The sequence below is a fragment of the Chromobacterium sp. FG89 genome, assembly GCF_057808735.1.
Genome location: NZ_JBMDIQ010000010.1, coordinates 1 through 22316, shown reverse-complemented (window position 1 = coordinate 22316; position 22316 = coordinate 1). Strand labels below are relative to the sequence as shown.

The 22316-nt window shown below is 68.3% G+C and carries 15 protein-coding genes; 4 read left to right on the top strand and 11 right to left on the bottom strand.

The features are described from left to right. Nucleotides 1-60: 60 nt before the first annotated feature. From ACODRW_RS11570 to ACODRW_RS11560, 3 genes are all read right to left on the bottom strand, one after another. Nucleotides 61-1482, bottom strand: coding sequence for a Dyp-type peroxidase (locus tag ACODRW_RS11570; RefSeq protein ID WP_488905801.1), 1422 nt, complete (start codon nucleotides 1480-1482; stop codon nucleotides 61-63). A gap of 217 nt (nucleotides 1483-1699) precedes the next feature. Further along, the gene (locus ACODRW_RS11565; protein WP_227103511.1) at nucleotides 1700-2176 is read right to left on the bottom strand and encodes a hypothetical protein; all 477 of its coding nucleotides are present in this window, start codon (nucleotides 2174-2176) and stop codon (nucleotides 1700-1702) included. A gap of 160 nt (nucleotides 2177-2336) precedes the next feature. Further along, nucleotides 2337-3278 carry a DMT family transporter gene (locus ACODRW_RS11560; RefSeq protein ID WP_488905800.1) on the bottom strand — a complete coding sequence of 314 codons (942 nt, stop codon included), beginning with the start codon at nucleotides 3276-3278 and terminating at the stop codon, nucleotides 2337-2339. 114 nt (nucleotides 3279-3392) lie between these two features. Between ACODRW_RS11560 and ACODRW_RS11555 the strand changes: the two genes are divergently transcribed. After that, nucleotides 3393-4301 (top strand): LysR family transcriptional regulator, encoded by a 909-nt coding sequence (locus ACODRW_RS11555; protein ID WP_253315290.1) that lies wholly within the window; start codon nucleotides 3393-3395, stop codon nucleotides 4299-4301. A 91-nt stretch (nucleotides 4302-4392) separates the two neighbouring features. Here ACODRW_RS11555 and ACODRW_RS11550 read toward each other — a convergent pair whose 3' ends face one another. From ACODRW_RS11550 to ACODRW_RS11540, 3 genes are all read right to left on the bottom strand, one after another. Continuing rightward, on the bottom strand, nucleotides 4393-5763 hold the full coding sequence (locus ACODRW_RS11550) for an amidase (protein ID WP_488905799.1): 1371 nt from the start codon (nucleotides 5761-5763) through the stop codon (nucleotides 4393-4395). Between the two features lie 5 nt (nucleotides 5764-5768). Further along, nucleotides 5769-5960: a hypothetical protein gene (locus ACODRW_RS11545; RefSeq protein WP_227103504.1), complete on the bottom strand. Its 192-nt coding sequence runs from the start codon at nucleotides 5958-5960 to the stop codon at nucleotides 5769-5771. Between the two features lie 140 nt (nucleotides 5961-6100). Next, on the bottom strand, nucleotides 6101-6973 hold the full coding sequence (locus tag ACODRW_RS11540) for an MBL fold metallo-hydrolase (RefSeq protein ID WP_488905798.1): 873 nt from the start codon (nucleotides 6971-6973) through the stop codon (nucleotides 6101-6103). A 138-nt stretch (nucleotides 6974-7111) separates the two neighbouring features. Between ACODRW_RS11540 and ACODRW_RS11535 the strand changes: the two genes are divergently transcribed. Beyond that, nucleotides 7112-7999 (top strand): LysR family transcriptional regulator, encoded by an 888-nt coding sequence (locus tag ACODRW_RS11535; RefSeq protein ID WP_488905797.1) that lies wholly within the window; start codon nucleotides 7112-7114, stop codon nucleotides 7997-7999. A 10-nt stretch (nucleotides 8000-8009) separates the two neighbouring features. Here ACODRW_RS11535 and ACODRW_RS11530 read toward each other — a convergent pair whose 3' ends face one another. After that, entirely contained in the window at nucleotides 8010-9236 is a 1227-nt protein-coding gene (locus ACODRW_RS11530; protein WP_488905796.1) for an NADH:flavin oxidoreductase/NADH oxidase family protein, read from the bottom strand. A gap of 81 nt (nucleotides 9237-9317) precedes the next feature. Here ACODRW_RS11530 and ACODRW_RS11525 point away from each other — a divergent pair, with 81 nt between their 5' ends. Both ACODRW_RS11525 and ACODRW_RS11520 read left to right on the top strand, forming a co-directional pair. Further along, nucleotides 9318-9779 (top strand): MerR family transcriptional regulator, encoded by a 462-nt coding sequence (locus ACODRW_RS11525; protein WP_488905795.1) that lies wholly within the window; start codon nucleotides 9318-9320, stop codon nucleotides 9777-9779. Nucleotides 9780-9916: 137 nt separating this feature from the next. Next, nucleotides 9917-10606: a type 1 glutamine amidotransferase domain-containing protein gene (locus ACODRW_RS11520; RefSeq protein WP_107799548.1), complete on the top strand. Its 690-nt coding sequence runs from the start codon at nucleotides 9917-9919 to the stop codon at nucleotides 10604-10606. A gap of 30 nt (nucleotides 10607-10636) precedes the next feature. Here ACODRW_RS11520 and ACODRW_RS11515 read toward each other — a convergent pair whose 3' ends face one another. From ACODRW_RS11515 to ACODRW_RS11500, 4 genes are all read right to left on the bottom strand, one after another. Then, entirely contained in the window at nucleotides 10637-13738 is a 3102-nt protein-coding gene (locus ACODRW_RS11515) for an amino acid adenylation domain-containing protein (RefSeq protein WP_488905794.1), read from the bottom strand. Between the two features lie 76 nt (nucleotides 13739-13814). Further along, nucleotides 13815-16547: a condensation domain-containing protein gene (locus tag ACODRW_RS11510; protein ID WP_488905793.1), complete on the bottom strand. Its 2733-nt coding sequence runs from the start codon at nucleotides 16545-16547 to the stop codon at nucleotides 13815-13817. Between the two features lie 119 nt (nucleotides 16548-16666). Next, entirely contained in the window at nucleotides 16667-18271 is a 1605-nt protein-coding gene (locus tag ACODRW_RS11505; RefSeq protein WP_488905792.1) for an MBL fold metallo-hydrolase, read from the bottom strand. Continuing rightward, nucleotides 18268-22316 (bottom strand): non-ribosomal peptide synthetase (locus ACODRW_RS11500; protein WP_488905791.1); only part of this gene is annotated, 4049 nt, incomplete at its 5' end. The genes ACODRW_RS11505 and ACODRW_RS11500, both read right to left, overlap by 4 nt.

The window sequence follows — 22316 nt, the reverse complement described above, 5'->3', positions numbered from 1 at the left end:
TTTTGAGCTCGTACTCACCGTGCAAGGCTTCACGACGCGCAGCAGACTTTGAACAGGCTCTTAGCCGCTGGCCAGCCGGGCCAGGTAGCGCAGGCCGCCGATGCCGGGAAGGAAGCAATACGCGCCGCCGCGGGTGGTGATCATCCGCGAGAAGCCCTGCAACACGGTGTTGTTCTTGCCCGAGCGGCCGGGCGCGGCCAGGGTGAAGCTGCTGTCCGCGGCGTCGTTGACGCCGAGGAAGACGTCTTCTCCGCTGATGTTGAACACCGCGTTGCCGGCGTCCGGATTGCCCGGTTCCGTGGCGGATTTGACGAAGTCGCTGAGCAGGTTCCACTGGCTGCTGAGAAATTCGAACTGATTGCTCAGGCTGGCGTTGATGAAGTAGCCGATCAGGCCGCGGGCCGCGGCCGAGGGGTGTTCGGGGTCGTAGGCCGGGCCGTAAGGCATGGCCCGGCGCACGATGCGGTGGTGGGCGCTGTCGGTGCCCACCACCGCGCCGTTGCGCGGATTGTTGCGGCGGATGTGGGAGCCTATCGGACATTTCAGGCCCAGGGTGTCGTCTTGGGACGGCTGGGCATTGACGTAGTTGAAGTCGTTCAATTGACTGGTCGGCAGCGTGGCGCCGGCCTCGTCCGGCCGCAGCGTCAGCGGGTTGCCGTTGCGCCAGCGTCCGCATACCTTGGCCGCCAGCAGTTCGGGATCGATGCCGGCCTTGGCCGCGTATTCGCTCAGGAACGCGTCGAAAGCGGCCACGTCCTGTTCCAGGATGCGGAAAGCGGCATAGCTGCTGTTGCGGCTGAGCTCGGGCGGTTGCACCGAGTACACGCCGTTGCCCTCGTTGGTGTAGCCGAGCAGGAATTCCCCGGTGGCGATGACGGCCTGATCGTCCGGTTCCGGGCGCTTGCGCGGCGGCGCGCCGGCGATGGTGGGCTGGGCGATGCTGTCGCGGTAGCCGAAGTGCACCTGATTGTCAGGCAGCGCCTGGGCATCATGGGCGGATAGTTCGCTGACGGCGCCGGCGAAGGCCTGACGCAGCCGCGCGCTGAGGCTTTCCAGCCGCGCCGGGTCTTTGGCCACCCACAAGCTGAGCACGATGTGCACCTGCTCGCCATTGGCCAGGCCGCCTATCCATTTTTCAGGCGCGCTGGCGCCGATGTCGCCAACGAGGCTGGCGGTGTCGCCATCGGTGGCGCCGCGCTGGAAGGTCGATTCGAAACTGGCCAGCTGCTCGGCGCCGACGCCCAGCATGCGCAGCCCGGGACAGGTGAAGCCTATGTTCAGGAAGCTGTTCGGTTTTTGCAGCCAGCGCTTGGCGCTGGTGATGCTCGGCAGGCCGTCCCGGCCCTCCACCAGTTTCAGGATCAGCTCGCCGGCGGCGGCCTTGTCGCTAACGCTCAGAATGAAATGCCGGGCCAGGTCCACGCGGTAGCCGCGCAGAATCGTGCCTTGGATGTCGTCGTACGGGAGGTCGGGGCTGTTCATGGCATGCCTTTCAGCAATGGGACGGGTGTAAGAGGCTGTTCAAAGTCCACTGCGCTTCGTGAAGCGCTGCTCGGCGAGTACCCGCTCAACCCGCTCATGTACCACGCGTACATTCCGCTTTTTCGCTCGTTTTCGCCTTGACTCGCGCTTGCTCGCGAGGCTTTGAACAGGCTCTAAGGCGCAAGCGGGCGGGCCGCCTGCGCCTGGCGGGCGCGCTTCAGTCCAGCGCGGCGAGTATGGTCTGCACCGTGTACGGATAGGCCTGGTACAAGCCGTTGTCGTCCTTGCCGCCGCCGCCGTTGTTGGGAATATGCTGGGACGCGTCGTTCTGGGCGATGAAGGCCTGAAAGGCCGCCACATTATTGGCCACCGGGGTCAGCGCCTTGCCTCCCACCACGAATTGCAGCAGCGCGTCGAAGACGGTGCCCACCTGGGCGACGAAGTCGTTGATGTAGGCGTTGAAGCTGCCGTCGTACTCGGTGATGACCGCGATCACGTAGTTGTCGCTGCTTTTGCCGGTGGGCTGCAGATTGGCGGCGGAGCGGTCCAAGAGCAAGGTGCGCGCGTAATGGACGGTGCCGATCGAAGTCAGCGCTTGATGCAGGGTGGGTTCGTATTCCGCCAGAGTGGCGGCGATGGCTTCCAGGCTGGTGCCGGGAATGACCGGCATCAACAGGGTGAGCGGGCTGGCCATGGGGCTTCTCCCTAAGGGGTTTGGGAATTGAAGCCTAGCAGCGCGACCTTGACTGTCAATGCGATTTTATTCGTTTTGCAAATCAAAAGCCGTGGTTTAGGTATTCGTACTAAGGGCTTGCCCGAGGGCCGCGCCCGCGGGGGCGGGCGCGGCCGAACGCTCACTTGCGGTTGGTCAGGGACACGCCCGCCGCCGCCAGCGCGCCGCCCGCCAGCATGGACGCCAGGATGGGTTCGCCCAGCAGCCCCGCGGACAGCAGCACGCCGAAGGCGGGCACCAGATTGGTGAACACGGCGGCGCGCGAGGGGCCGATCTCCCGGATGCCCTGGTAATACCAGATAAAGCCCACCACGGTGCCTATGGCCCCCAGATAGAGCATGGACAGCCAGATCCGCCAGCCGAAGGAGGCCCAGGGAACGGAGCCGATCTCGCCGGCCGCGCCCAGGGACAGGAAGGCCAGACCCCACAGCGTGGCGTAGGTGGTGGCCGCGATCGGACTCAGGGTTTCCATCGCCTTGCGCGAGCCCAGCGTATAGGCCGCCCAACTCAGCACCGCCAGGCTCATCAGGGCTTCGCCGGCGCCGAAGGACTGGCTGAAATCGTGAACTGTGCCGACGAGATCGCCGCGGGTGATGACCACCATGGCGCCCAGCAAGGCCACGGCGATGCCGGCCCAGCGGCGCAGGCCCAGGCGTTCGCGGAAAATCAGGCTGGCGGCCAGCGCGGTCATGATGGGATTGAGGCTGACGAACAAGGCGGTGCGGCCGGCGGGAATGCGCGCCAGCGCGCCGAAGAAACAGGCGTTGTAGAGAAAAATGCCGGTAAAGCCCAGAAACGCGGTGACGGCGATCTGCGAGCGGTTCAGCCGCGGCAGCCCGCCTTCCAGCCGGCAAGCCACCAGCACCAGCAGCAGGGCGGCCACCAGGAAGCGGCCGAAGGCGGCGGTCATCAGCGGCATGGATTGCGCCAGCACTCTGCCGGCGATGAAGGTGCCGCCCCAGAACAGCGCGGTCAGCGCCAGTTTCAGAGACAGGGCCGGCCTGAGCGCGGTTTGCGCGCGGGCGGGCTGCGCCGAGACGGCGAGGGTGCTTGAGTGATTCATGGTGGGCGCCGGGCGCGCCGCCCGGCCTCCTGATGCTATGTGGGTGCGTATATACTATTGATTGTTTGAATTCATGGAAAAATGAGCATTTGCTCATGGGTGGGCGAGACGGTCATGACCTTTACGCAGCTGGAAATCTTTGCGCTGGTGGCGGAGCTGGGCGGTTTCACCGCGGCGGCGGACAAATTGGGCATCAGCCAATCCGCGGTGTCGCACGCGATCAGGCAATTGGAGAAGGAATGGGGGCTGACCCTGCTGACGCGCGGCCAGGCCGGCATCGAGGCCACCGAGGCCGGCAACAGCCTGCTGCTGCGCGTGCGCGAGCTCTTGGGCGTGGCCGAGGCGATCCGTCAGGAGGCGTCGGCGGCGCGCGGCCTGAACCGCGGCGTGCTGCGCATCGGCTCCTTCGGCACCACCTCCTCGTTGCTGCTGTTGCCGCGCATCCTCGAGCAGTTCCGCGCCAGCTATCCGGAAATCGACGTGTTCGTGGAAGAGGGCGAGGACGACGAAGTGGCGCAATGGGTCAGCGAGCGCCGGGTGGACGTGGGCTTCGTGGTGCTGCCGGACGATCGTTTCGACACCTTGCCGCTGGTGGAGGACCAGTTCGTGGCCTTGATTCCGGCCGGCCATCCGCTGGCCGGCCAGCCGGCGGCGAGGCTGGCGGATTTGTGCGACATGCCCTTCATCATGACGCTGGCGGGCAATACCGCGCTGATTGAGAGATTGTTTGAAACCGCCGGCCTGCGGCCCAGGGTCAAGCACCGCTACGCCCAGATTCTCACCATCGTCAAAATGGTGGAGAACGGCGCCGGGGTGTCCATCGTCGCCGATCTCGCGGTGCCGGCGCCCTTGCTGGCCTTATGCCCCGGCGTGGTGAAAAAGCCGCTGGCGCCCATGGTGCGGCGCGCGGTGGGCCTGGCGGTGCCCAGCCGGAAGCACGTCAGCCCGGCGGTGGCGGCTTTTCTGCATACCTGCAAAACCATGGCCAAGAGCCTGCGCGACGGTTCGCTGGGCGGTTTGTGAGCGGGCGGAATGCGCAGGCGGCGCATGAGCATGTTTAAGCGGCGCCCGCCGCGCCACGCATCGCGAAGCGCGGCAGGCTGTGAACCGATTCTTAGGCCCGCGGCAGGTCAAACCGGGTTTGGCAGCGGCTCTCTATCAGCTGGCCGGCGCGCAGCACCGTGAGCTCGTCGAAAGGCCGGCCAATCAGCTGTACGCCGAACGGCAGCCCGGCCCGGTCCAGGCCGGCCGGCACCGTCAGCGCCGGCAGGCCCAGCACATTGGCGGGCGTGCTCAGCCGTATATAGGCGGAGACCACGCTTTCCTCGACGCCGTCCGGCCAGACGAAGCTGTCCTGGCCGTGCAGCGGCGCGGTGTGCGGCACGGTGGGGACCAAGAGCAGGTCGATGTCGGCGAAGAGCCGGCGCCAGGCGGCTTGTAGCGCGATCCGCGCGGCCTGGGCCTGGGCGTGTTCATTCTGCGGAACCAGCATGCAGGCTTCCAGCAGCGTCCTCACCTCGTCGCCGTACAGCTGCGGCGCGCGGCGCAGCGCGTCCCGGTGATAGGCGGCGGCTTCCGGCGCTATCAGGCCCCATTGGATGGGCAGGATGAAATCGGTCAGCGGGATCTCGACCTCCACCAGCGTCGCGCCGGCGGCGGCGAGTTCGGCCTGCTGGTCCTGGAGCGCGGCCTGGATGTCCGGCGCGATATGCTCGCAGAAATAATTGCCGGCCACGCCGACGCGCAGCCCCTCCACCCCCTGGCCCAGGCCCTGGCGGTAGCTGTCGGCCGATGGCGGCCGTCGCGTCGCGATGGCGTCCAATAAGGCCGCGGCGTCCGCCACGGTGCGGGTGATGGGGCCGACATGGTCCAGCGAGCCGGACAGCGGCACCACGCCTTGGCGGGACACCAGTTCGTAAGTGGGCTTCAGGCCCACCAGCCCGCACAAGGCGGCCGGCACCCGGATGGAGCCGCCGGTGTCGGTGCCCAGCGCCGCCAGCGCGCCGCCATAAGCCACCGCGGCGGCGGAACCGCCGCTGGAGCCGCCGGGGGAGCGCTCCGGCGCCCAGGGATTGTTGGTTTGCGGCGTGGTCAGGCCAAAGGCGAATTCATGGGTATGGGTCTTGCCGGTCAAGATCATGCCCGCCTGTTTGAGCCGGGCGGCCACCTCGCTGTCGGCGGCGGCGAGGTGATGCCGGCGCACTTGCGAACTGGCGGTGGTGGGCAGGCCGGCCGCGTCTATCAGGTCTTTCAGCGCGTAGGGGATGCCGTGCAAGACGCCGCGGTATTCCTTGCGGCGGATTTCCTGCTCGGCCCGCCGCGCGGCGTCCATGGCCTGATCCGCGGCGAGCGTGACATAGGCGGACAGCTGGTCTTCTTTCTCTTGCGCCCGCTCCAGCACCGAGCGGGTCAGCTCCACCGGCGACAACTGGCCGTCCGCTATCTGCCGGGCGGCGTCCACAATGCTCAATTGATAGGCTTGCACGGGGTTTACCTCCAGTCCGGGTCGAAGGGGGGCGCTGAGCGCGCGTCGGCCGGGCTCAGCCGGTCCAGCTTGGCGATTTCCGCGCGGATGAAGGCCAGGGTGGCGGCGACGGCCTCCAGGCGATCGGGGGCGAGCTTGAGGCCGGCGGCCTGGGCCAGAGCGGCGACGGCCTCCGGCGCGAGGGTGGGAAGGGCCATGAGGAGCTCCTAGGTTGGGGGCCTGTGCAAGGCCTGGCGCAAGGCATTGAGATTAAGGATTAGAGCAGCTTGTCGTCGGCGTTTCAAAGCCGCGTGGACGGGGACGCCCCACGGAGGCGGCGGATCGTTAAGCGGCGCCTCTAGAGGAAGGTCCAGCCAAAGCCGCCGTCCCGGCGCGTCACCCGGCCGGCGGAGCTGTCGGCGAAGTGGGCGCTGAACACCAGGGCGCGGCGCTCGGCGGCGAAGTCCAGCAGCCAGCGCCGGGATGCCCGCGCCGCGTCCTGCTCCCGGCAGAACACCGAATTCCATTCCGGCCGGTACACCTGCATCGGCGTATGCATCACATCGCCGCAGAACAGCGCCGTCTCGCCGCGCGAACTCAGCGAAATCGACATATGGCCGGCGCAATGACCGGGCGTGGGGTGGAAGCGGAAACCGTCCTGGTAGTCGCCGCCGTCCAGGCCGATCACGCGCGCCTGACCGGAGGCGATCACCGGCGCCACGCTGTCGTCGAACACCATGCGCCGGCTGTCCGCTTCCGGCGTGGCGAAGAAATCCAGATCGCCTTGCGGCAAAGCATAGAGGGCTTTGGGGAAGGTGGGCGTCCACTGGCCGTTGATCAGCCGCGTGTTCCAGCCCACATGGTCCGCGTGCAAATGGGTCAGCAACACGTGGTCGACGTTCGCGGGCTGGATGCCCGCGCGGGCCAGGCGTTCCAGAAAGGGCGTTTGCAGCCGGTGGAACAGCGGGTTGAACGCGCGTTCCTTGTCATTGCCGACGCCGGTGTCGATCAGGAAAACCTGGCCGGCCCATTCCACCGCCCAGCTGTGCACGCTCAGGGTGAGGCGCGCGCCGTCGGCGTCCAGCAGGCCGCGCAAGCCCGGCTCTTGCGCCAGCAGCGTCTCGTTCCAATCGCGGTAGAGGAAGGACGGGGCCAGGCCGTGCAGCAGGGTGTCCGTCACGCGGGTGATCTTGGCGTCGCCAAGTTGATAAGTGGGGCTGATGGTGTCCATTTGGGTCTCTGCGGCTAGGGTGCGCGCCGGCGCGGCCGGCGGCTTGACCGTCACTATCGCGGAAATTATCCATGCTTTCCAATGCCGAATTATTAATTCGTGATAACTTAAAGGCATAGCTAAGCCGAAAGACCCCGCATGGAATTGCGCCATCTTCGTTACTTCATCGCCGTGGCCGAGCACCAAAGCGTGCGCCTGGCCTCCGAGCATCTGCACATCACCCAGCCGGCGGTGTCGCGGCAGATCCAGGACCTGGAACAAGAGCTGGGCCTGCCGCTGTTTGAGCGTTCGCCGCGCGGCCTCAAGCTGACCGCGGCCGGCGCAAGCTATTTGCGCGAGGTGCGCAAAGCGATGGCCGCGCTGGACGACGCGGCCGAGAGCGCGCGGCGCGTGGCCGCCGGCCTTTTGGGCCGGCTGCGGCTGGGCTGCGTGGAGAACGCCGGTTGGGACGGCCTGGTGCCCCAGGCTTTCAGCCGCTTCCAGGCGGAGGCGCCGGAGGTGGCGCTGGAGCTGAGCGTGCTGAACACGCCGCAGCAATTGAGCGCGCTGGAGGAGGGCGCGCTGGACGGCGGCTTCATCTACCAATACGAAGACTTGCCGGAAAGCCTGGCCGGCCTGCCCTTGCTGGAGCACGACGTGGTGCTGGCGCTGCCGCGCTGCTGGGACACCGGCCATGACGAGAGCCGCCCCATCGCGCTGCGCAGCCTGGCGGACCGGCCCTTCGTCACCATGCCGCGCGAGGCCTATCCCGGCTATTACGACCGCCTGATCAGCGCTTGCCGGCAACTGGGCGTGCGTCTTAGGGTGGCGCAGGAGGCCGGCACCGAAACGGCGATCTTGTCGCTGGTCTGCGCCGGCATCGGCGCCGCCATCGTCAACTCGGCCAATCTGGGCCGGCCGCCGGCCCAGGCGCGCTTCTTCCGGCTGCGGGATTTGTCCTTGCCGATGCTGCTGAGCTTCGTCAGCCGCAAGGACGCGGCCAACCCGGCGCTGAAGCGCTTTCTGGCCGCGCTGCCGGGCGCTTGAGGCCGCCGGCTCAACGTTGCGCCGCCCAGCGTCGATAGCGGCGGGCGCGGCAGGCGGCGGCCAGCTGCTGCTGGATCAGCGCCCGCAGCGGCGACACCTGGGGCTTGGGCGTCTTGCCCTGGCTGAGCCGGCGCAGCTGAAACTTCACCGCGGCCATATTGGCGAGCGCCGCCAGCGGCTTGTTGCGCCAGGCGATGGGCGGCAGCGCCGGAGCGGTGTCCTTGCCCTGGCGCCAGTCGCTGGGCAGCCTGGGGTCCAGGGCCAGCGCGGTGGCGATGCCCGCCATGGCCACGCCGCTGGCCACCACCTGTTCGGCCACCGGCCGGCGGCGGATGCCGCCGGTGACCATCACCGGCATGGCGGCCACGGTTTGGAGCGCTTGGGCGAACGTCAGGAAATAGGCCTCGCGGGCCAGGGTGCGCCCGTCGCGGGCCTCGCCCTGCATCGCCGGCACTTCGTAACTGCCGCCGGAAAGCTCGACCAGATCCACCGCCAGCTCATTGAGCCAGAGCACCACCTGGCGGGCGTCGTCGGCGCTGAAGCCGCCGCGTTGGAAATCGGCGGAATTGAGCTTGACCGCCACGGCGAAGCCCGGGGACACCTCCGCGCGCACCGCTTTGACGATCTCCAGCAACAGGCGGGCCCGGTTTTCCAGCGGGCCGCCCCAGGCGTCCGTTCTTTGGTTGGACAGCGGGGACAGGAACTGGCTGAGCAGATAGCCGTGGGCCGCGTGGATTTCCACGCCGTCGAAACCGGCCTGCTCGGCGAGGCCCGCGCTGCGGGCGAAGCGCCGTATCACATCGGCGATCCCCTGCGGCGTCATCGCCTGCGGCAGGGCGAAATGCCTGGACATCTTGCCCAGGTCCAGCGGCACCGCGGACGGCGCCCAGGTGGCCTGGCCCAGATTGGCCGGCATCTGACGGCCGGGATGGTTGATCTGCAACCAGAACTGCGCGCCGCGGGAGCGGCCGATCCGGGCCCAGCGCCGGAAGCGCTCCATCTGGCGCTCGTCTTCCAGCACCACGCCGCCCGGCCCGGTCATCGCGCGGCCGTCCACCATCACGTTGCCGCTGATCAGCAGGCCGGCGCCGCCGTCCGCCCAGGCCTGGTAGAGCCTCATCAAGGCATCGGACGGGGCCTGGTCCGCGTCCGCCATGTTTTCTTCCATCGCCGCCTTGGCGATGCGGTTGGGCAGGCTGGAACCGTTGGGAAGGGTCAAGGGGCTGAATAGGGTCATGAGCGCGCGCTCCGGGTTTGATCTTGGCTCAACCATAGGTTTAAAGTTAACTTTAATGTCAAGCCCCGATCGAGAACGCGGATGAAAATTGGAGAATTGGCGAAGCGCTGCGGCATGACCGCCTCCCGCATTCGCTTTTATGAAGCCAGCGGCCTGATCCGGGCGGTGGCGCGCGGGGCCAACGGCTACCGCGATTACGGCCCGGAAGCGCTGTGGATATTGGACATCATCGCCAGCGCCCAGAGCGCCGGCTTTTCCCTGGACGAGATTCGCCGTCTGCTGCCGACGGAGCCTAAGGCCTGGCAGCATGAGGACCTGCTGGCGGGGCTCATGCGCAAAGTGGCCGAGATCGAACGCTTGCAGCAGCGGCTGGAGCAGAACAAGGCCCAGTTGCGGCGGGTGATCGCCAGCATGGAGAACGGGCCGGAAGGGCTGGCCTGCGACGAGCGGGCCCAATGGGTGTTGAACCGCCTGCGCGACGAGGACGGCGCGGCGGGCGGAGCGCCGGGAAGCGGGCAAGGCCCGCTCCCGGAAAAGTCGTAAACGGGCGCTTAGGCTCAGGTGAAATGCCTTGACCCTCAAGCGGACTTGAAGCTTAAGGTGGCGCAGGCCCGCCGCCGGAAACGGCCGACGCAAACCGTGTTCAAACCCCAGCGGCGCTTTGATGAGGAGAAGCCGTCATGAGCAAGCGCATTCTGCATGTGGTGAGCAATGTCGCTCACTATGCCGATCCGTCCGAAGCCACCGGTTTGTGGCTGTCTGAATTGAGCCACGCTTACGAGGTGTTCGCCGCGCAAGGCTGGGAGCAGCAGTTGATCAGCCCGCTGGGCGGCGCCTCTCCCTTGGAGCCGCGCTCGCTGAAATGGCCGAACGCCGACGCCTCGGCGCGGGCCTGGCTGGCCAGCGCCGATAAGCGGGCCTTGCTGGCGGATACCGCCAAGCCGGAAGACATCGCCCCGGCGGCGTTCGACGCGATCTATTTCACCGGCGGCCACGCGGTGATGTGGGATTTTCCGGAGCACGCCGGCCTGCAGCGGCTCGCCCGCGAGATCTACGAGCAGGGCGGCGTCGTTTCCTCGGTGTGCCACGGTTATTGCGGCCTGCTGAATATCCGCTTGTCCGACGGCGCGCTGCTGGTGGCCGGCCGCCGGCTGACCGGCTTTTCCTGGCGGGAGGAAGTGTTGGCCGGCGTGGCCGGCAAAGTGCCCTACAACGCCGAGGAGGAAATGAGGCGGCGCGGCGCCCGCTATGAAAAAGCCTGGCTGCCGTTCATGCCCAAGGTGGTGGTGGACGGCCGGCTGGTGACCGGGCAAAACCCGCAGTCGGCCAAGGCCACCGCCAAGCGAGTGGCCGCCTTGCTGTCGCGCTGAGGCCGGGAGCGCCGGCCTCGCGCGGCCGCGTCAAGCGCCTAGGCCGGCCAGCTCCCCGACGGCGACGCCCAGCGCTTCTTCGAAAGCCTGGAACAGCGCGTCCGCCGCGGCCTCGCCGCAATAAGCGGGATCGCCGCTCAGCCGGAATTCGGCGATGTCCGAGCCCTCGTCCAGATGGACGGCGATATTGACGGGGTAGTGGAAGCGATCCACGCCGTCCCAGTCCCGCAAATCCGCCGTTTTCGAATCCCGCGCCCGGAAATTCGTGAAGTTGAAGGTGTAAAGGAACTCCCGGCCGGGGCTGCGCGCATCGAAAATCGCGCTGAGCGGGTAGAGCGCGTATTTCTCCTGCAGCAGCAGGCGCTGGTGGATGGCCTCAGCCGTCTCCAGCGGGCACGCCAAGGCCTGAAACGACAGCGGCTGCAAATTCCAGAACAGGCCCACCGCGTCCAGCGGATCGCTCAGTTCCGGCACCCGGCCGTTGACCACCATTCCGATCAAGACCTGAGGGTCCCGGGTCGCGCGCGCGATCGCTTGCCCGGCGGCGGCCAAATACAAGGATCGCGTCTGGATGCGCCGCGCGCGCGCGCAGTGGCCGACGCGGGCCACCAGCCGGGGCGCGATGCGTTTTTTGTGCTCCGTCATTCCGGCCGGCGGCGTTCTCCGTCGCTCAAGCGTCTGCGCGCCGGCAAACGGCGCTCGCCGCCAGTATTCAATCGCCGCCGGGTCCAGGGCCATGCGCTGCTGGAGGGCGACGTATTCGGAAAACACGTCCGCGCGCGCCGGCGGCGCGATGGCGTCATGGCGCTGATAGCGCTGGAATACCGCGTCGAAAAAGCGTTGCTGACCCCAGCCGTCGTCTATCGCGTGGTGGATGCTCAGGAAAACGACGCAGCGGCTGTCCTCGGTTTGGAAGAAGCGCAGCCGCGCCGTTTCGCTTGCCGCCTCGAAGGGCGCGAATGGCGCGTGGAGATCGGCGCGCGCGTACTCGGCAATCCGCGCCCGCCGCCGGGCAGGGGCGTCGCGCCGGAGGTCGACGGCGTCCAGGCGCACCCGTTCCCTGCCCGCGTCGATGCGGAGAATCGCGTCGCCGTCGCGGACGAAGAGCGTGCGGAAGACGGGATGCCGGGAAAACTCCAAGCGGAAGGACTCCATGAGCCGCCCGATGTCGAGCGCCGCGTCCACGCAGTCAAACCACTGCTGCACGTGATAGACGCCCAGCCCTGCCGGGGCCGCCTGATAGTGCTCCAGCATCAGGCGCTGCATGTCGGACGCGGCGTTCGCGCGTTTCGCCTGCGTCGGCGGCAAGCCGGTTTCGCCCCGCAGGCTGCGGTCGTTCAGGTCCCGGACATTGGGCGAGTGAAACACGTCTTCCACCGTGGCGGCCCAGCCGGCGCGATTGAGCGCCATGATCAGTTCCACGGCGCGGATGGAGTCCCCGCCCAAGGCGAAGAAATCATCGTTAGGACCAAGACGTTCCACGCCGAGCACCCGGCGCCAGATCGCCGTCATGTCGGCTTCGTCGGCCGAGGCCGGCGCGTCCGGCGGGCGTTCGTCGCTCAGGGCCCGCGCCATGTGCGGCAAACGGCTGCGATCGATCTTGCCGTGAGCGGTCAGCGGCAGGCTGTCGATGCAATGAAAGTGGTGCGGCATCATGAAGCCGGGCAGCTTTTCCGCCAGCGCCTGGCGGAGTTCCCGCAAGCTCATCGGCGCGGACGCGAAGCGGAGATAGGCCGACACCAGATCTCGCCCATCCTCGGACGAGGCCTGGACCACTGCGTTGGCGACGCCGTCCAGCTCGCAGAGCGCGGATTCGATCTCCGCCAGCGAAACCCGGAAACCGCGGATCTTCAGGTAGCCGCCCTTGCGCGATTCGTAAACCAGCTCGCCGTGCGGGTCGATCTTCGCCAGATCCTGAGTTTTGTACATCCGCTGGCCTTCGCGGCCGGGGAAGGGGCAGGGAATGAAGGCCTCGGCGGTCAGGCCGGGCCGGCCGTGATAGCCGCGCGCCAGTCCCGGACCGGCGACATACAGCTCGCCGACCTCGCCGGCCGCCACCGGCTGCAAGTCCTCGTCGAGCAGGAATAGCGACAAGTCAGGCAAGGCCGAGCCGATGCCGGCGGACTTCCTATGCTTCGTCTCGTCGGCGTCGACCACGTGCAAGGTGACGTGCACGGTGGTCTCGGTGATGCCGTACATATTGACCAGCACCGGGCCCTCGTCGCCCATGGTCTTGAACCAGGGCTTGAGCTGTGTCAGGTCCAGCCGCTCGCCGCCAAACACCACGAAGGCCAGCGATTCCAGGGCCTCGCGCTGTTCCGGATGTTCGCTCAGATACAGGGCCAGCTGATAGAAGAAGGACGGCGTCTGGTTGAGCACCGTCGCGCCATGCCGCCGCAAATACGCCAGCAGCGCGGAAGGGTCTCGAATGGTGGCCAGGTCCGGGACCAGCAAGGTTCCGCCATGCAAGAGCGCGCCGAAGATTTCCCAGACCGAAAAATCGAAGGCGTAGGAATGCAGCAAGGGCCAGACGTCCTCCGGCCCAAAGTCGTAATAAGGCTGGGACTCGGCAAACAGCCGCAGCACATTGCGGTGGGTGATCAGGCTGCCTTTGGGGCCTCCGGTCGAGCCCGAGGTATAGATGACGTAAGCCAGGTTGTCGCGATTCGGCGCGCCGCCTGCGGGCGTCTCTGTGTGATCGTCGCGCGATGGGGCAAAGGCGTCCAGATCAAGCTGCGGGATGTCCTTGGCGGACGCGGCGGCGGCCAGCCGTTCCCGCGATGCCGCATCCACGACGATGAGCTTGGGCCGGGCGTCGCCGACGAGGTAGTCCAGCCGCTCCGCCGGATACTCCGGGTCCAGCGGAAGGTAGGCGCCGCCGGCTTTCAGAATGGCCAGCATGGCGACGATCAGATCGGACGATCTGCGCACGGACAAGCCCACCAGGGTTTCGGCGGTCACGCCCATGGCGCGGAGGCGGCGGGCCAGGGCGTCCGCTCGCTGATCCAGTTGCCGGTAGCTGAGCGAAGCCGCCGCGCATTGCACGGCGATGCGGTCGGGAAAGCGCTGGACCGAGCGGGAGAAGGCCTCGGCAAGCGTTTGGCAGGCGCTGAGTTCTGTTGGATGAGTCATTGGTTTTGCATGTCCTGCCGGCTAGAGCGCTTTGCGCCCTCCGGCGGTTGGTCAGTTGTCGGCGCTCGACATGGGCTCACGTCGCGTCCGCCACCAAGCCGGCGTTCCCGGCGCCGGCCGGCTTGGGTTTTCTCAGCAGCTTGGGCGCGGTGCGCGGCACCTCCCCGGCGGCCGTCGCGCCGGCGGCCTGCCGCAGCGGCGCGTCGAAGCCCCGCACGCACTGGGACAGCAAGGCCGATAGTTCCGCGCCCATGGCTTCAATCGACGCCGGGTCGAACATATCGGTCGCGTACTCGATGCGGACGCAACTGCGCGCCAGATTGAAGCCGAAGGCCAGGTCGAACTTGGCGATAGGGTTGCTGCCCGGCAGCAAGGCCACGGTCAGGCCGTCCTGCGTCCAGCCGTCGAAGTCTTGATCGACGGTGACCACCGCCTGGAAGACCGGGTGTTGGCCGGGAACGCGCTCCAGGCCAAGCCGATCGACGAGGGAGGAGAAGGGCACCCGGTAGCCGGCGTAGCTCGCCTGGGCGGTTTGGCGCACTTTTTCAATGATGTTGCGCGGGGTGTCGGCGGTCTCTATCCGCACCGGCATGGCGAGCAAATTGACGAAATTGCCTATGGTGTCCTCGATCGCGCCGTCGCCGCGTCCGCCATGGGGGAAGCCCAGGCAGACGTCGGCCTGATTGCCGCGCGCGGACAGATAGGCGGCGAGCAGGGCGGCGACGGCCATGAACGGCGAGGCGCCAAGCTGGGCGGCGCGCTGGATGTGCTCGCCCAGCAGCGCCTGGGGCAAGGCGCATTCCAGGAAGGCCCCGGCGTAGTCGCGTCGCAGCGGGCGCGGGCGGTCCGGCCTGAGATTGAGCGGGGCCGCGCTTCCCGCCAGGCGGTCTAGCCAGCGGCTCAGCGCCTTCTGGTAGTCGCGGCTGCGCTGCCAGGCCCGCTCCTCGGCGGCGGCCTCTCTCACCGTCATCGCGGGCCCCATGGCGGGCAAGGCGCCGCCTCGCAGCAGGGTTCGCAGATCGCGCAGCCATATCTGCGCGGAATGGCCGTCAAACGCCATGTGGTGAAACACCATCAGCAACACCCAGTGATCGCGGTCGCGGCGCGCCAGGCAAAAGCGGAAGAGCCGGCCGGCGGCGAGGTCGAAGGGGGTCGAGCTGACATCCCGTTCCAGGCTGGCGAAGCCGGCGTCGCGGCGCTCCGGCGGCAGTTGGTTGAGATCCGCGGTTTCGAGTACGCGGGAGGGCGGCGCGCCGACGTCCTGCCGCAGGCCGGCCGGGGTTTCCACAAAGCGCGCGCGCAGGGCTTCATGGCGTTTCAGCAGCTGTTCCAGCGCCGCCTCCAGGCGGGCGGGGTCCAGCTGGCCGCGCATCTCCAGATGCAGCGGGACATTGTACAAGGCGCGGTCCGGGGCCAGTTTCTCAAAGAAATACAGGCTTTGCTGATTGCTGGACAGCTGGCCCAGCCGGGCGTCGGCCTGGGGCCGCGCCAACGCCGCGAGCGCGCCGGTGTCCCGCTCTTGTCCGCGGCTGGCGAGTTCTTGCTCATCAGCCGTCGGCAAGGCGTCCGGCCGGCGGGCGGGATCGGCCAGGCATTGCGCGGCGAAGCGGACCAGCCCGTTCAAGAGCCGCTGGGCGGCCGAGGCTTCGAACAAGGCGTCGGCGTACTCTAGCGTCAGCCAGACGCCGTCGTCGCGCTCGTCCAGCACAAAGCTCAAGTCGCGCTTCGCGCGTCCGGCATGCGCCGCCTGCTCGGTCAGCCGCAGGCCGGCGAGACGCCAGAGCGGGCGTTTTCGCACCCGCGCGGCGACTTGAAACCCTGGCGGCTCCAAGGCGGCGGAGGGTTCAAACGCCATGTTCCGGTTCTCCGCGCCCTGCGCGGCCTGCGTGCGGACCTGGTCCAGCATCTCCCGCAGAGTGGGCTTGGCGTCCAGGCGCAAGCGCAGCGGGAGCGGGGTTTCGAACAGGCCGATGATGTCATTGGCTTCCGCGTGGCGTCGCCCCGGGACGGACGCGTCGATGAGGATTTCATCCCGGCCGCTTTCCGCGCCCAGGAAAAGACTGAGCAAGGATGAGAAAACGACCAGCAAGGCGTCTCCCGTTTCCTGTTGAAGCCGGCGCAATTGTTGTTCCTGCTCGGAGGGGAGCTTGAGCGCCCATTGAGCGCCGTCCGTCGATATCGTGGCCGGCAACGGACCGTCCGCGCCCAATCGTGAAGGCCGGGGCGCGCCGGCGCACCATGGTTCGCGCTGCCAATGGGCGAAGTCCGCGTAATCGAGCGCATTGGGCGCGAGCTCGACGTCGCCGCCGTTCAAGGCGGCGGCATAAGCCGTGTCCAGGTCTGTAGCCAGGATGCCGGCCGACCAGGCGTCAAAAACAGCCTGATGGAACACCATGACCAGGCTCGCCTCATCATCCGCCGGCTGAAAGAGAGCAAAGCGAAATAAAGGCCCCGTCGCCAGATCGAAGGGGCGGTCGATGACTTCCCGGACGGCCGCGGCCAGGCCGGCGCTGTCCCCGCTCGCCGGTTCCAGGCGCGTCGGCTGGAGCAGGGGGCCGGGCCAGGCGTGCCGCGTCGAGCAAAGCAGTTCGTCGCCGTCGAAGGCCATCGTCGTGCGCAAGGCCTCGTGTTTGGCCACGACCGCGGCCAGGGCCGTCTCCAATGCCGCGGCGTCCAGCGCGCCGCTTATCCGCAGCACGACGGGAAACGAGCATGAGGCGGCGTCCGGCGCCAGCGGATCCAGGTGGAACAGTCGTTCCTGTTGCAAGGACGCAAGCCAGCCGTAGCCGGCATCGAGTGAAAATTTCATAAGCGAATACCTTGGGTCGGCAATCAGTCGACAAGAGCAAGCCTTTATTCAGCCCCGCGCCCCAAGCCGGCGACGGCGTCCTGGAAGCTTTTACGACGCGCGGCGGACATTGAACAGGCTCAGCAGCTGAAGCTGCTGCAGCCGTACAGCCGTTCCGCGCTCAGGCCCGCGGCGCGGCAGCGCTCGAGGAACTTGTTCGACTCGACGATCTGCTTGCTGTCGGCCGAATACTCCAGGCCGGTGACGAAGCGCATCCAGGGTTCTTGCCCCATCGCGTAGACGTAGATCTTCTTACAGTCGAACTCCTCGACGATGCTCCAGGCGTGCTCGCAGTCGGAACCGGACAAGGTGCGGGATTCGTCGTCGCGCCGGCTGAGCGGGCTGCCGGTGTACGGGCCGTACAGCCAGCTGAGCGGCGCGCCGTCGCACTCCATGCCGATGAACAGCGTGTCCGCCTTGCCCAGACGCTCCACGATGCGGCGGTAGAGCGCGCGGTCCTTGCAGTCCGAGTCCGCCAGGAACAGGAAGCGGCGGTTTTTCAGCCGCAGGAACATGCCGTGCTTGCTTTCGATGTCCAGGTCGGCGTGCTCGCCGTAAAACGGCAGGCTGACGATTTCGCCGTCGTCGAAGCGCACGCTTTCCATCGGCTCGAGTTCGGACACGTTGCGGAAGCCGAGCGCGCGCAGCGTGAGCTTCATCGACGGATCGGCCAAGCTGCGGCTGTTGTGGCGCGGCACCAGCAGGCGGCCGATGCGGCCGCGCAATTGCAGCAGCAGCTCCGGGCTGAAGTGATCCTGATGGTTGTGGGTGATGAACACGTAGTCGATATGGTCGGGCAGATCGTCGAAAGTCAGCCGCTGCGGTTCGCCGTCCCGGTCCCAGGTGACGAAGGGATCGATCAGGACCGAGGTGGACGCCGTTTGCAACAAGACGCAGGCGTGGCCGAAATAACGGATGCGCACGTCGCCGCCGTGATACTCGGGCTGCTCGCGCCGCGGCGCTTCGGTGTCGAAGAAGCCGCGGAAGCGGGCTTCCTGTTCCGCCGGCACCTTCAGCGCCTGCTTCAGTTCCGCGTAAGGGACGGCGCGTATCCGGCTGGCGGCGAGCGCTTCGTGATGAGGAGCGGCGAAGGGCAGCGGGAGCACCAGCCTGGCGTCTCCGTCCAGCCGGGGCGTGTTCAGAAAGAAATGGCGCTGCTCGTCGCGCTCGGTGCTGAAGGCCAGCGCCTGCCGGTCCGCGTCCGCGGCGGCCGGATAGCTCAGCAATGGGTCCAGCACGCGGAGGCCGGGGTGATGGTTGAGGTCGTAGCTGACTTCGACCAGGCCGGCCAGCGTGGGCGGCAACTCGGCGTAGACCGCGTCCAGGCTGTGGCCGCTGGCGGTTTGCTGCAGCTGGCGATTGAGCTTTTGCAGATCTTCGGCGAAGCGGAGCAGCGGCGCCGCGTCCTTCAGCGTGTCCTGCAGCAGGCGGCGCACCGCGGGCAGATCGCTGGCCGGCAGTTCCAGGAAGGGGCCGCCCAGCATCTGGGGGTTTTTGGAGGCGGCGATGTGCACATTGGGGTTGGCGATGAAAGAGCGCAGCAGCGGAATCTGGCGGAAGGCCAGATTGATCGCCTGCTGAACCGGGGACACCAGATGACTCCAGGCGTACCAGCGGTGGAACAGCGGTTCCAGTTTGACGCCGCTTTTCAGGTAGACGGCCGTGTCGGGATGGGGAGTGTTCATGCTTGCTCCAATGTCGTGAAAAAGGGGGTGGAATGGCGCGAAGCCGGCGTGTCGGAGGGGGGCGTCGCCTGGCTGAGTTCTGCGCGCGACGAGGCGTAATCCGCGTAGTCGGCGTATGGCCGCGGCAGCGGCGTCCAATCGGGGGTGCCGCCGTCGGCGCGGGCGGCGTAAGCCTGGGCCAGCTCCCGCAGCAGCGGCGCGATCGGCGCGCCGGCGCCGCTGTCGGCGGCCTGGCGAAGCGCGGCGGGAAAGGCTAGGCCGTTGGCGGTTTCTATCATTGCGGCAGGTTTGGTTTGCGCGTTCAGGGCGGCGTGACGGCGGCCAAGCTCGCGCAAGGCCTGGCGCAAGGCCGGCAGCTCCAGCTCGCCGTCGCAGCGCAGCGAGACCGGCGCGCCGTCTTGCTGGCGGACGGTCAGCCAGAACGAGCGGCCGCCGGCCGCCGACGACGGTTCGTCCGGGCGGCCAAACGCCGGGCGTCGCGCCAATTCGGCGACGCTGGGGGCGAGGAAGAGCTGTTCCATCGACAGCCTGACGCCCAGCTTGCCGCGGATGCGGGCGGCCAGCCGCATTGCCAGCAAGGAGTCGCCGCCTAGTTCGAAGAAGCCGGCGTCCAGATCCACGGCCGGCAAGCGCAGCGTTTCCGCGAACAGCTCCGCCAGCGTCTGTTCAAGCGGCGTGGCCGGCAAGCGCTGCGGCGCGGCCGCGAAGACTGGCGCCGGCAGCGCGCCGCGGTCCAGCTTGCCGTGGGCGTTCAGCGGCAGGGCGGGTAGCACCGTCACCGCGGCGGGCACCATGTAGTCGGGCAGGCCGGCGGCAAGCTCGGCGCGCAGCCGCGCGCCGTCCAGGCTCGCGCCGGCGCGCGGGACGGCGTAGGCGATCAGGCGCTTGCGGCCGTCGTCGTCGACAGGCAAGACCACGGCCTGGACCACGCCGGTTTGCGCGAGCAGCGCGGCCTCGATCTCGCCCGGCTCGATGCGATAGCCGCGAAGCTTGATCTGCTGATCGAGACGGCCGAGGAACTCCAGCTGGCCGTCGGCCAGGCGCCGCGCCTTGTCGCCGCTGCGGTAGAGCCGGCTGCCGGGCGGGCCGTAGGGATTGGCGACGAAGCGCTCGGCGCTGAGCGCGGGGCGGTTAAGATAGCCGCGCGCCAGGCCGGCGCCGGCCACGTACAGCTCGCCGGCGACGCCGGCGGGCACCGGCTGCAAGGCCTCGTCCAGCAGATAGACCTGGCTGTTGAGCACCGGTCGGCCTATGGGCGGCGCGCCGTTGGTCAGGCGGTCGCTCAGGGTGGCGCAGATGGTGGATTCGGTAGGGCCGTAGGCGTTGATCATCCGGCGGCCGCGCACCCATTTGGCCACCACCTCGGCGGGGCAGGCGTCGGCGCCGACCAGCAAGGCGCCGGGCAGCAGATCCGGCGCCGGTTCCAGCATGGCCAGCAGCGCCGGCGGCAGCAGCGCGTGGCTGACGCGCGCGGCGCGCAGCGTGCCCGGCAGGCTGTCGGCGTCCAGCTGCCTGGCGTTGGCGGGCACCAGGCAGGCGCCGCCGGCGAAGGCCATCAGCATTTCCAGCACCGAGGCGTCAAAGCCCGGCGAGGAGAATTGCAGCACGCGCGCGGACGCGTCCAGCGCGCAGCGCTCCTTCAGGTCTTGCGCCAGGCTGGCCAGTCCGGCGTGGCCGACCGCGACGCCTTTGGGCCGGCCGGTGGAGCCGGAGGTGTAGATCACGTAGGCCAGATCGTCCGCCGTCAGCGGGCGCAGCCTTTCTTGCTGGCCGATGTCGCCGTCCGCGAAGCTATCGTCGGCCTCCGGCACCATCACCGGCCCGGCGGTTTGCGGCAGGCGGGCGGCGGAGCCGGCGTCGCTCAGCACCAGGGCCGGGCGGGCGTCGTCCAGCATCAGCGCCAGCCGCTCCGCCGGGTAGTTGAGGTCCAGCGGCAGATAGGCGGCGCCGGCTTTCAGCGTCGCCAGTTGCGCGACGAGCAGCGCCGCCGATTTGGGCAGCGCGACCGCCACCAGCCTGCCGGGTCCGACGCCCGCGGCGATCAGCCGCCGGCCCAGCCGGTTGGCCCGGCGGTTGAGCTCGGCGTAGCTCAAGGTTTCACCGTCGCAGTCCAGCGCCGGCGCGTCCGGCGCGCGGCGGACTTGCCGCTCGAACAGCTCGCACAGCGTCAGCGGCGCGATGTCGCGGGCGCTGGCCTGGCCATCCAGCAGCAGGCGGCGCTCGTCCTCGTCCAGCAGGTCCAGACGGCGCACCAGGCCGTTGGGGTCGCCGGCCAGCTGCGCGAGCACGGCGGCGTAGCAGCGAGCGTAGCGCCGCAGCGCGTCGGCGTCGTGGGCGTCGCGGTGGGCGGTCAGGCTGCCGGCGATGCGCGCGCCGTCGGGACGGAAATTGATTTGCAGCGCGAAGCTGTTGTCCATTGCGCTGTCTTGCTGACGCCAGTCGGCCAGCGCTTCCAGCGCCTGGAAATGCGTGTAATTGAAGATGGCCTCGCCGGCGTCGCGCAGGCCGGCGTCGCGCAGCATGGTGGCCAGCGGATAACGCCGGTGCGGCAGCAGCGCCCGTTCCGCGTCTATCACGCGGCTTATCAGCCGGGTCCAGGGTTCGCGCCGGATCTCCATGCGCAGCGGCACCGAGTTCAGGAACAGGCCCACCATATGCTCCGCGTCCGCGGTTTCCGGCCGGCCGTTGGTGACCAGCGCGGTGCAGGCGCTGCTTTTGCCGGTCAGCATGGCCAGCGCCGCCAGGTGGGCGGCCAGCAGCACCGATTTCAGCGGCGCGTTCAAGCGGCGCGCCAGCGCGGTCAGCGCCGTCGAAACCGGCTCGTCTATGGCGATGTCGGCGTGGATCTGCAGCGGGCCGTCGGCCGCCACGGCGGTGTTTTCCTCCCGCGCGAGCAGCGCGGCGGCGGCTTCGTAACCGCGCAGCTGTTCCCGCCAGAAATCCCGGCTGGCCGGCGAGGCCATCGCCTCGCGTTCCAGCGCGATGTAGTCGCGGTAGCGGCTGGCCAGCGCGGGCAGCCGGCAGGGCTGGCCGGCCAGCTCGGCCTGGTAGAGCTGGGCGAGTTCGACGATGAAGACGGAGTCGCTCCAGCCGTCGAGGATGGCGTGGTGGATGCGCAGCGTCAGATGGAAGCGCCGTTCGCCCAGCCGGTGGGCGTGGGCGTGCAGCAGCGGCGCGGCGCCGGGATCGAAAGCCTGTTTGGACCAGGCGGCGATGAAGGCCGTAAGGGTTTCTTGCTGCGCGGCGGGCGGCAGCGGTCCGAGATCGCCTTCTCTCAGCGGAATGGCGGCCGTGGCCAATACCAGTTGCAAGGGTTCGAGATAGCCGTCCAGCGCGAAGCGGGTGCGCAGCAGCTCGTGTCGACGGCACAGCGCATCCAGCGCGCGGCGCAGCGCGGCGGCGTCGTAAGGCAGGGACACCGCCAGTCCGACGATGTTGTGGTATAGGGTCGAGCCGTCGCGGAAGGCGCTGTGGAACAGCATGCCCTGCTGCAATTGGCTGAGCGGGTAGGCGTCCACCGCGTCTGGCGGCAACCGCCGGCGGTCGGCGGGGTCCAGCAGCGAGAACGGTTCGGCCGGCGCGGTGGCGGCGGCCGCCTGTTCGGCATGGGTGGCCAGCAGCGCCACGCTGTGGTGTTCGAACAGGCTGGCCAGTTCGAAGGAGACGCCGGCTTTGAGCGCCAGGCCCTTCAGCCGCAAGGCCAGCAGCGAATCGCCGCCGAGGTTGAAGAAGCTGTCATCCAGGCCGACGCGCTCCAGGCCCAGGGTCTGGGCGAAGGCTTCGGCCAGTAGTTTTTCTTTTTCGGTGACCGGCTCGCGGTGTTCGGCCAGCGTCAGCTCCGGCGCCGGCAGGGCGCGACGGTCCAGCTTGCCGTTGGGGGTTAGCGGCAGCGCGTCCAGCGGCACCCAGGCGGCGGGCACCATGTAGTCGGGCAGGCGGGCGGCCAGCGCGTCACGCCAGCGCGCGACGTCAACTTCGATGCCGGCGGCAGGCACCGCGTAGGCGACCAGCCGGCGCTGCCCGGGCGCGTCCTCGCGGATCAGGA

What these genes read in the sequence shown, in the direction of transcription:
- ACODRW_RS11570 (WP_488905801.1), bottom strand. Translation starts at nt 1,482, where the DNA reads ATGAACAGCCCCGACCTCCCGTACGACGACATCCAAGGCACGATTCTG.
- ACODRW_RS11565 (WP_227103511.1), bottom strand. Translation starts at nt 2,176, where the DNA reads ATGGCCAGCCCGCTCACCCTGTTGATGCCGGTCATTCCCGGCACCAGC.
- ACODRW_RS11560 (WP_488905800.1), bottom strand. Translation starts at nt 3,278, where the DNA reads ATGAATCACTCAAGCACCCTCGCCGTCTCGGCGCAGCCCGCCCGCGCG.
- ACODRW_RS11555 (WP_253315290.1), top strand. Translation starts at nt 3,393, where the DNA reads ATGACCTTTACGCAGCTGGAAATCTTTGCGCTGGTGGCGGAGCTGGGC.
- ACODRW_RS11545 (WP_227103504.1), bottom strand. Translation starts at nt 5,960, where the DNA reads ATGGCCCTTCCCACCCTCGCGCCGGAGGCCGTCGCCGCTCTGGCCCAG.
- ACODRW_RS11540 (WP_488905798.1), bottom strand. Translation starts at nt 6,973, where the DNA reads ATGGACACCATCAGCCCCACTTATCAACTTGGCGACGCCAAGATCACC.
- ACODRW_RS11535 (WP_488905797.1), top strand. Translation starts at nt 7,112, where the DNA reads ATGGAATTGCGCCATCTTCGTTACTTCATCGCCGTGGCCGAGCACCAA.
- ACODRW_RS11530 (WP_488905796.1), bottom strand. Translation starts at nt 9,236, where the DNA reads ATGACCCTATTCAGCCCCTTGACCCTTCCCAACGGTTCCAGCCTGCCC.
- ACODRW_RS11525 (WP_488905795.1), top strand. Translation starts at nt 9,318, where the DNA reads ATGAAAATTGGAGAATTGGCGAAGCGCTGCGGCATGACCGCCTCCCGC.
- ACODRW_RS11520 (WP_107799548.1), top strand. Translation starts at nt 9,917, where the DNA reads ATGAGCAAGCGCATTCTGCATGTGGTGAGCAATGTCGCTCACTATGCC.
- ACODRW_RS11515 (WP_488905794.1), bottom strand. Translation starts at nt 13,738, where the DNA reads ATGACTCATCCAACAGAACTCAGCGCCTGCCAAACGCTTGCCGAGGCC.
- ACODRW_RS11510 (WP_488905793.1), bottom strand. Translation starts at nt 16,547, where the DNA reads ATGAAATTTTCACTCGATGCCGGCTACGGCTGGCTTGCGTCCTTGCAA.
- ACODRW_RS11505 (WP_488905792.1), bottom strand. Translation starts at nt 18,271, where the DNA reads ATGAACACTCCCCATCCCGACACGGCCGTCTACCTGAAAAGCGGCGTC.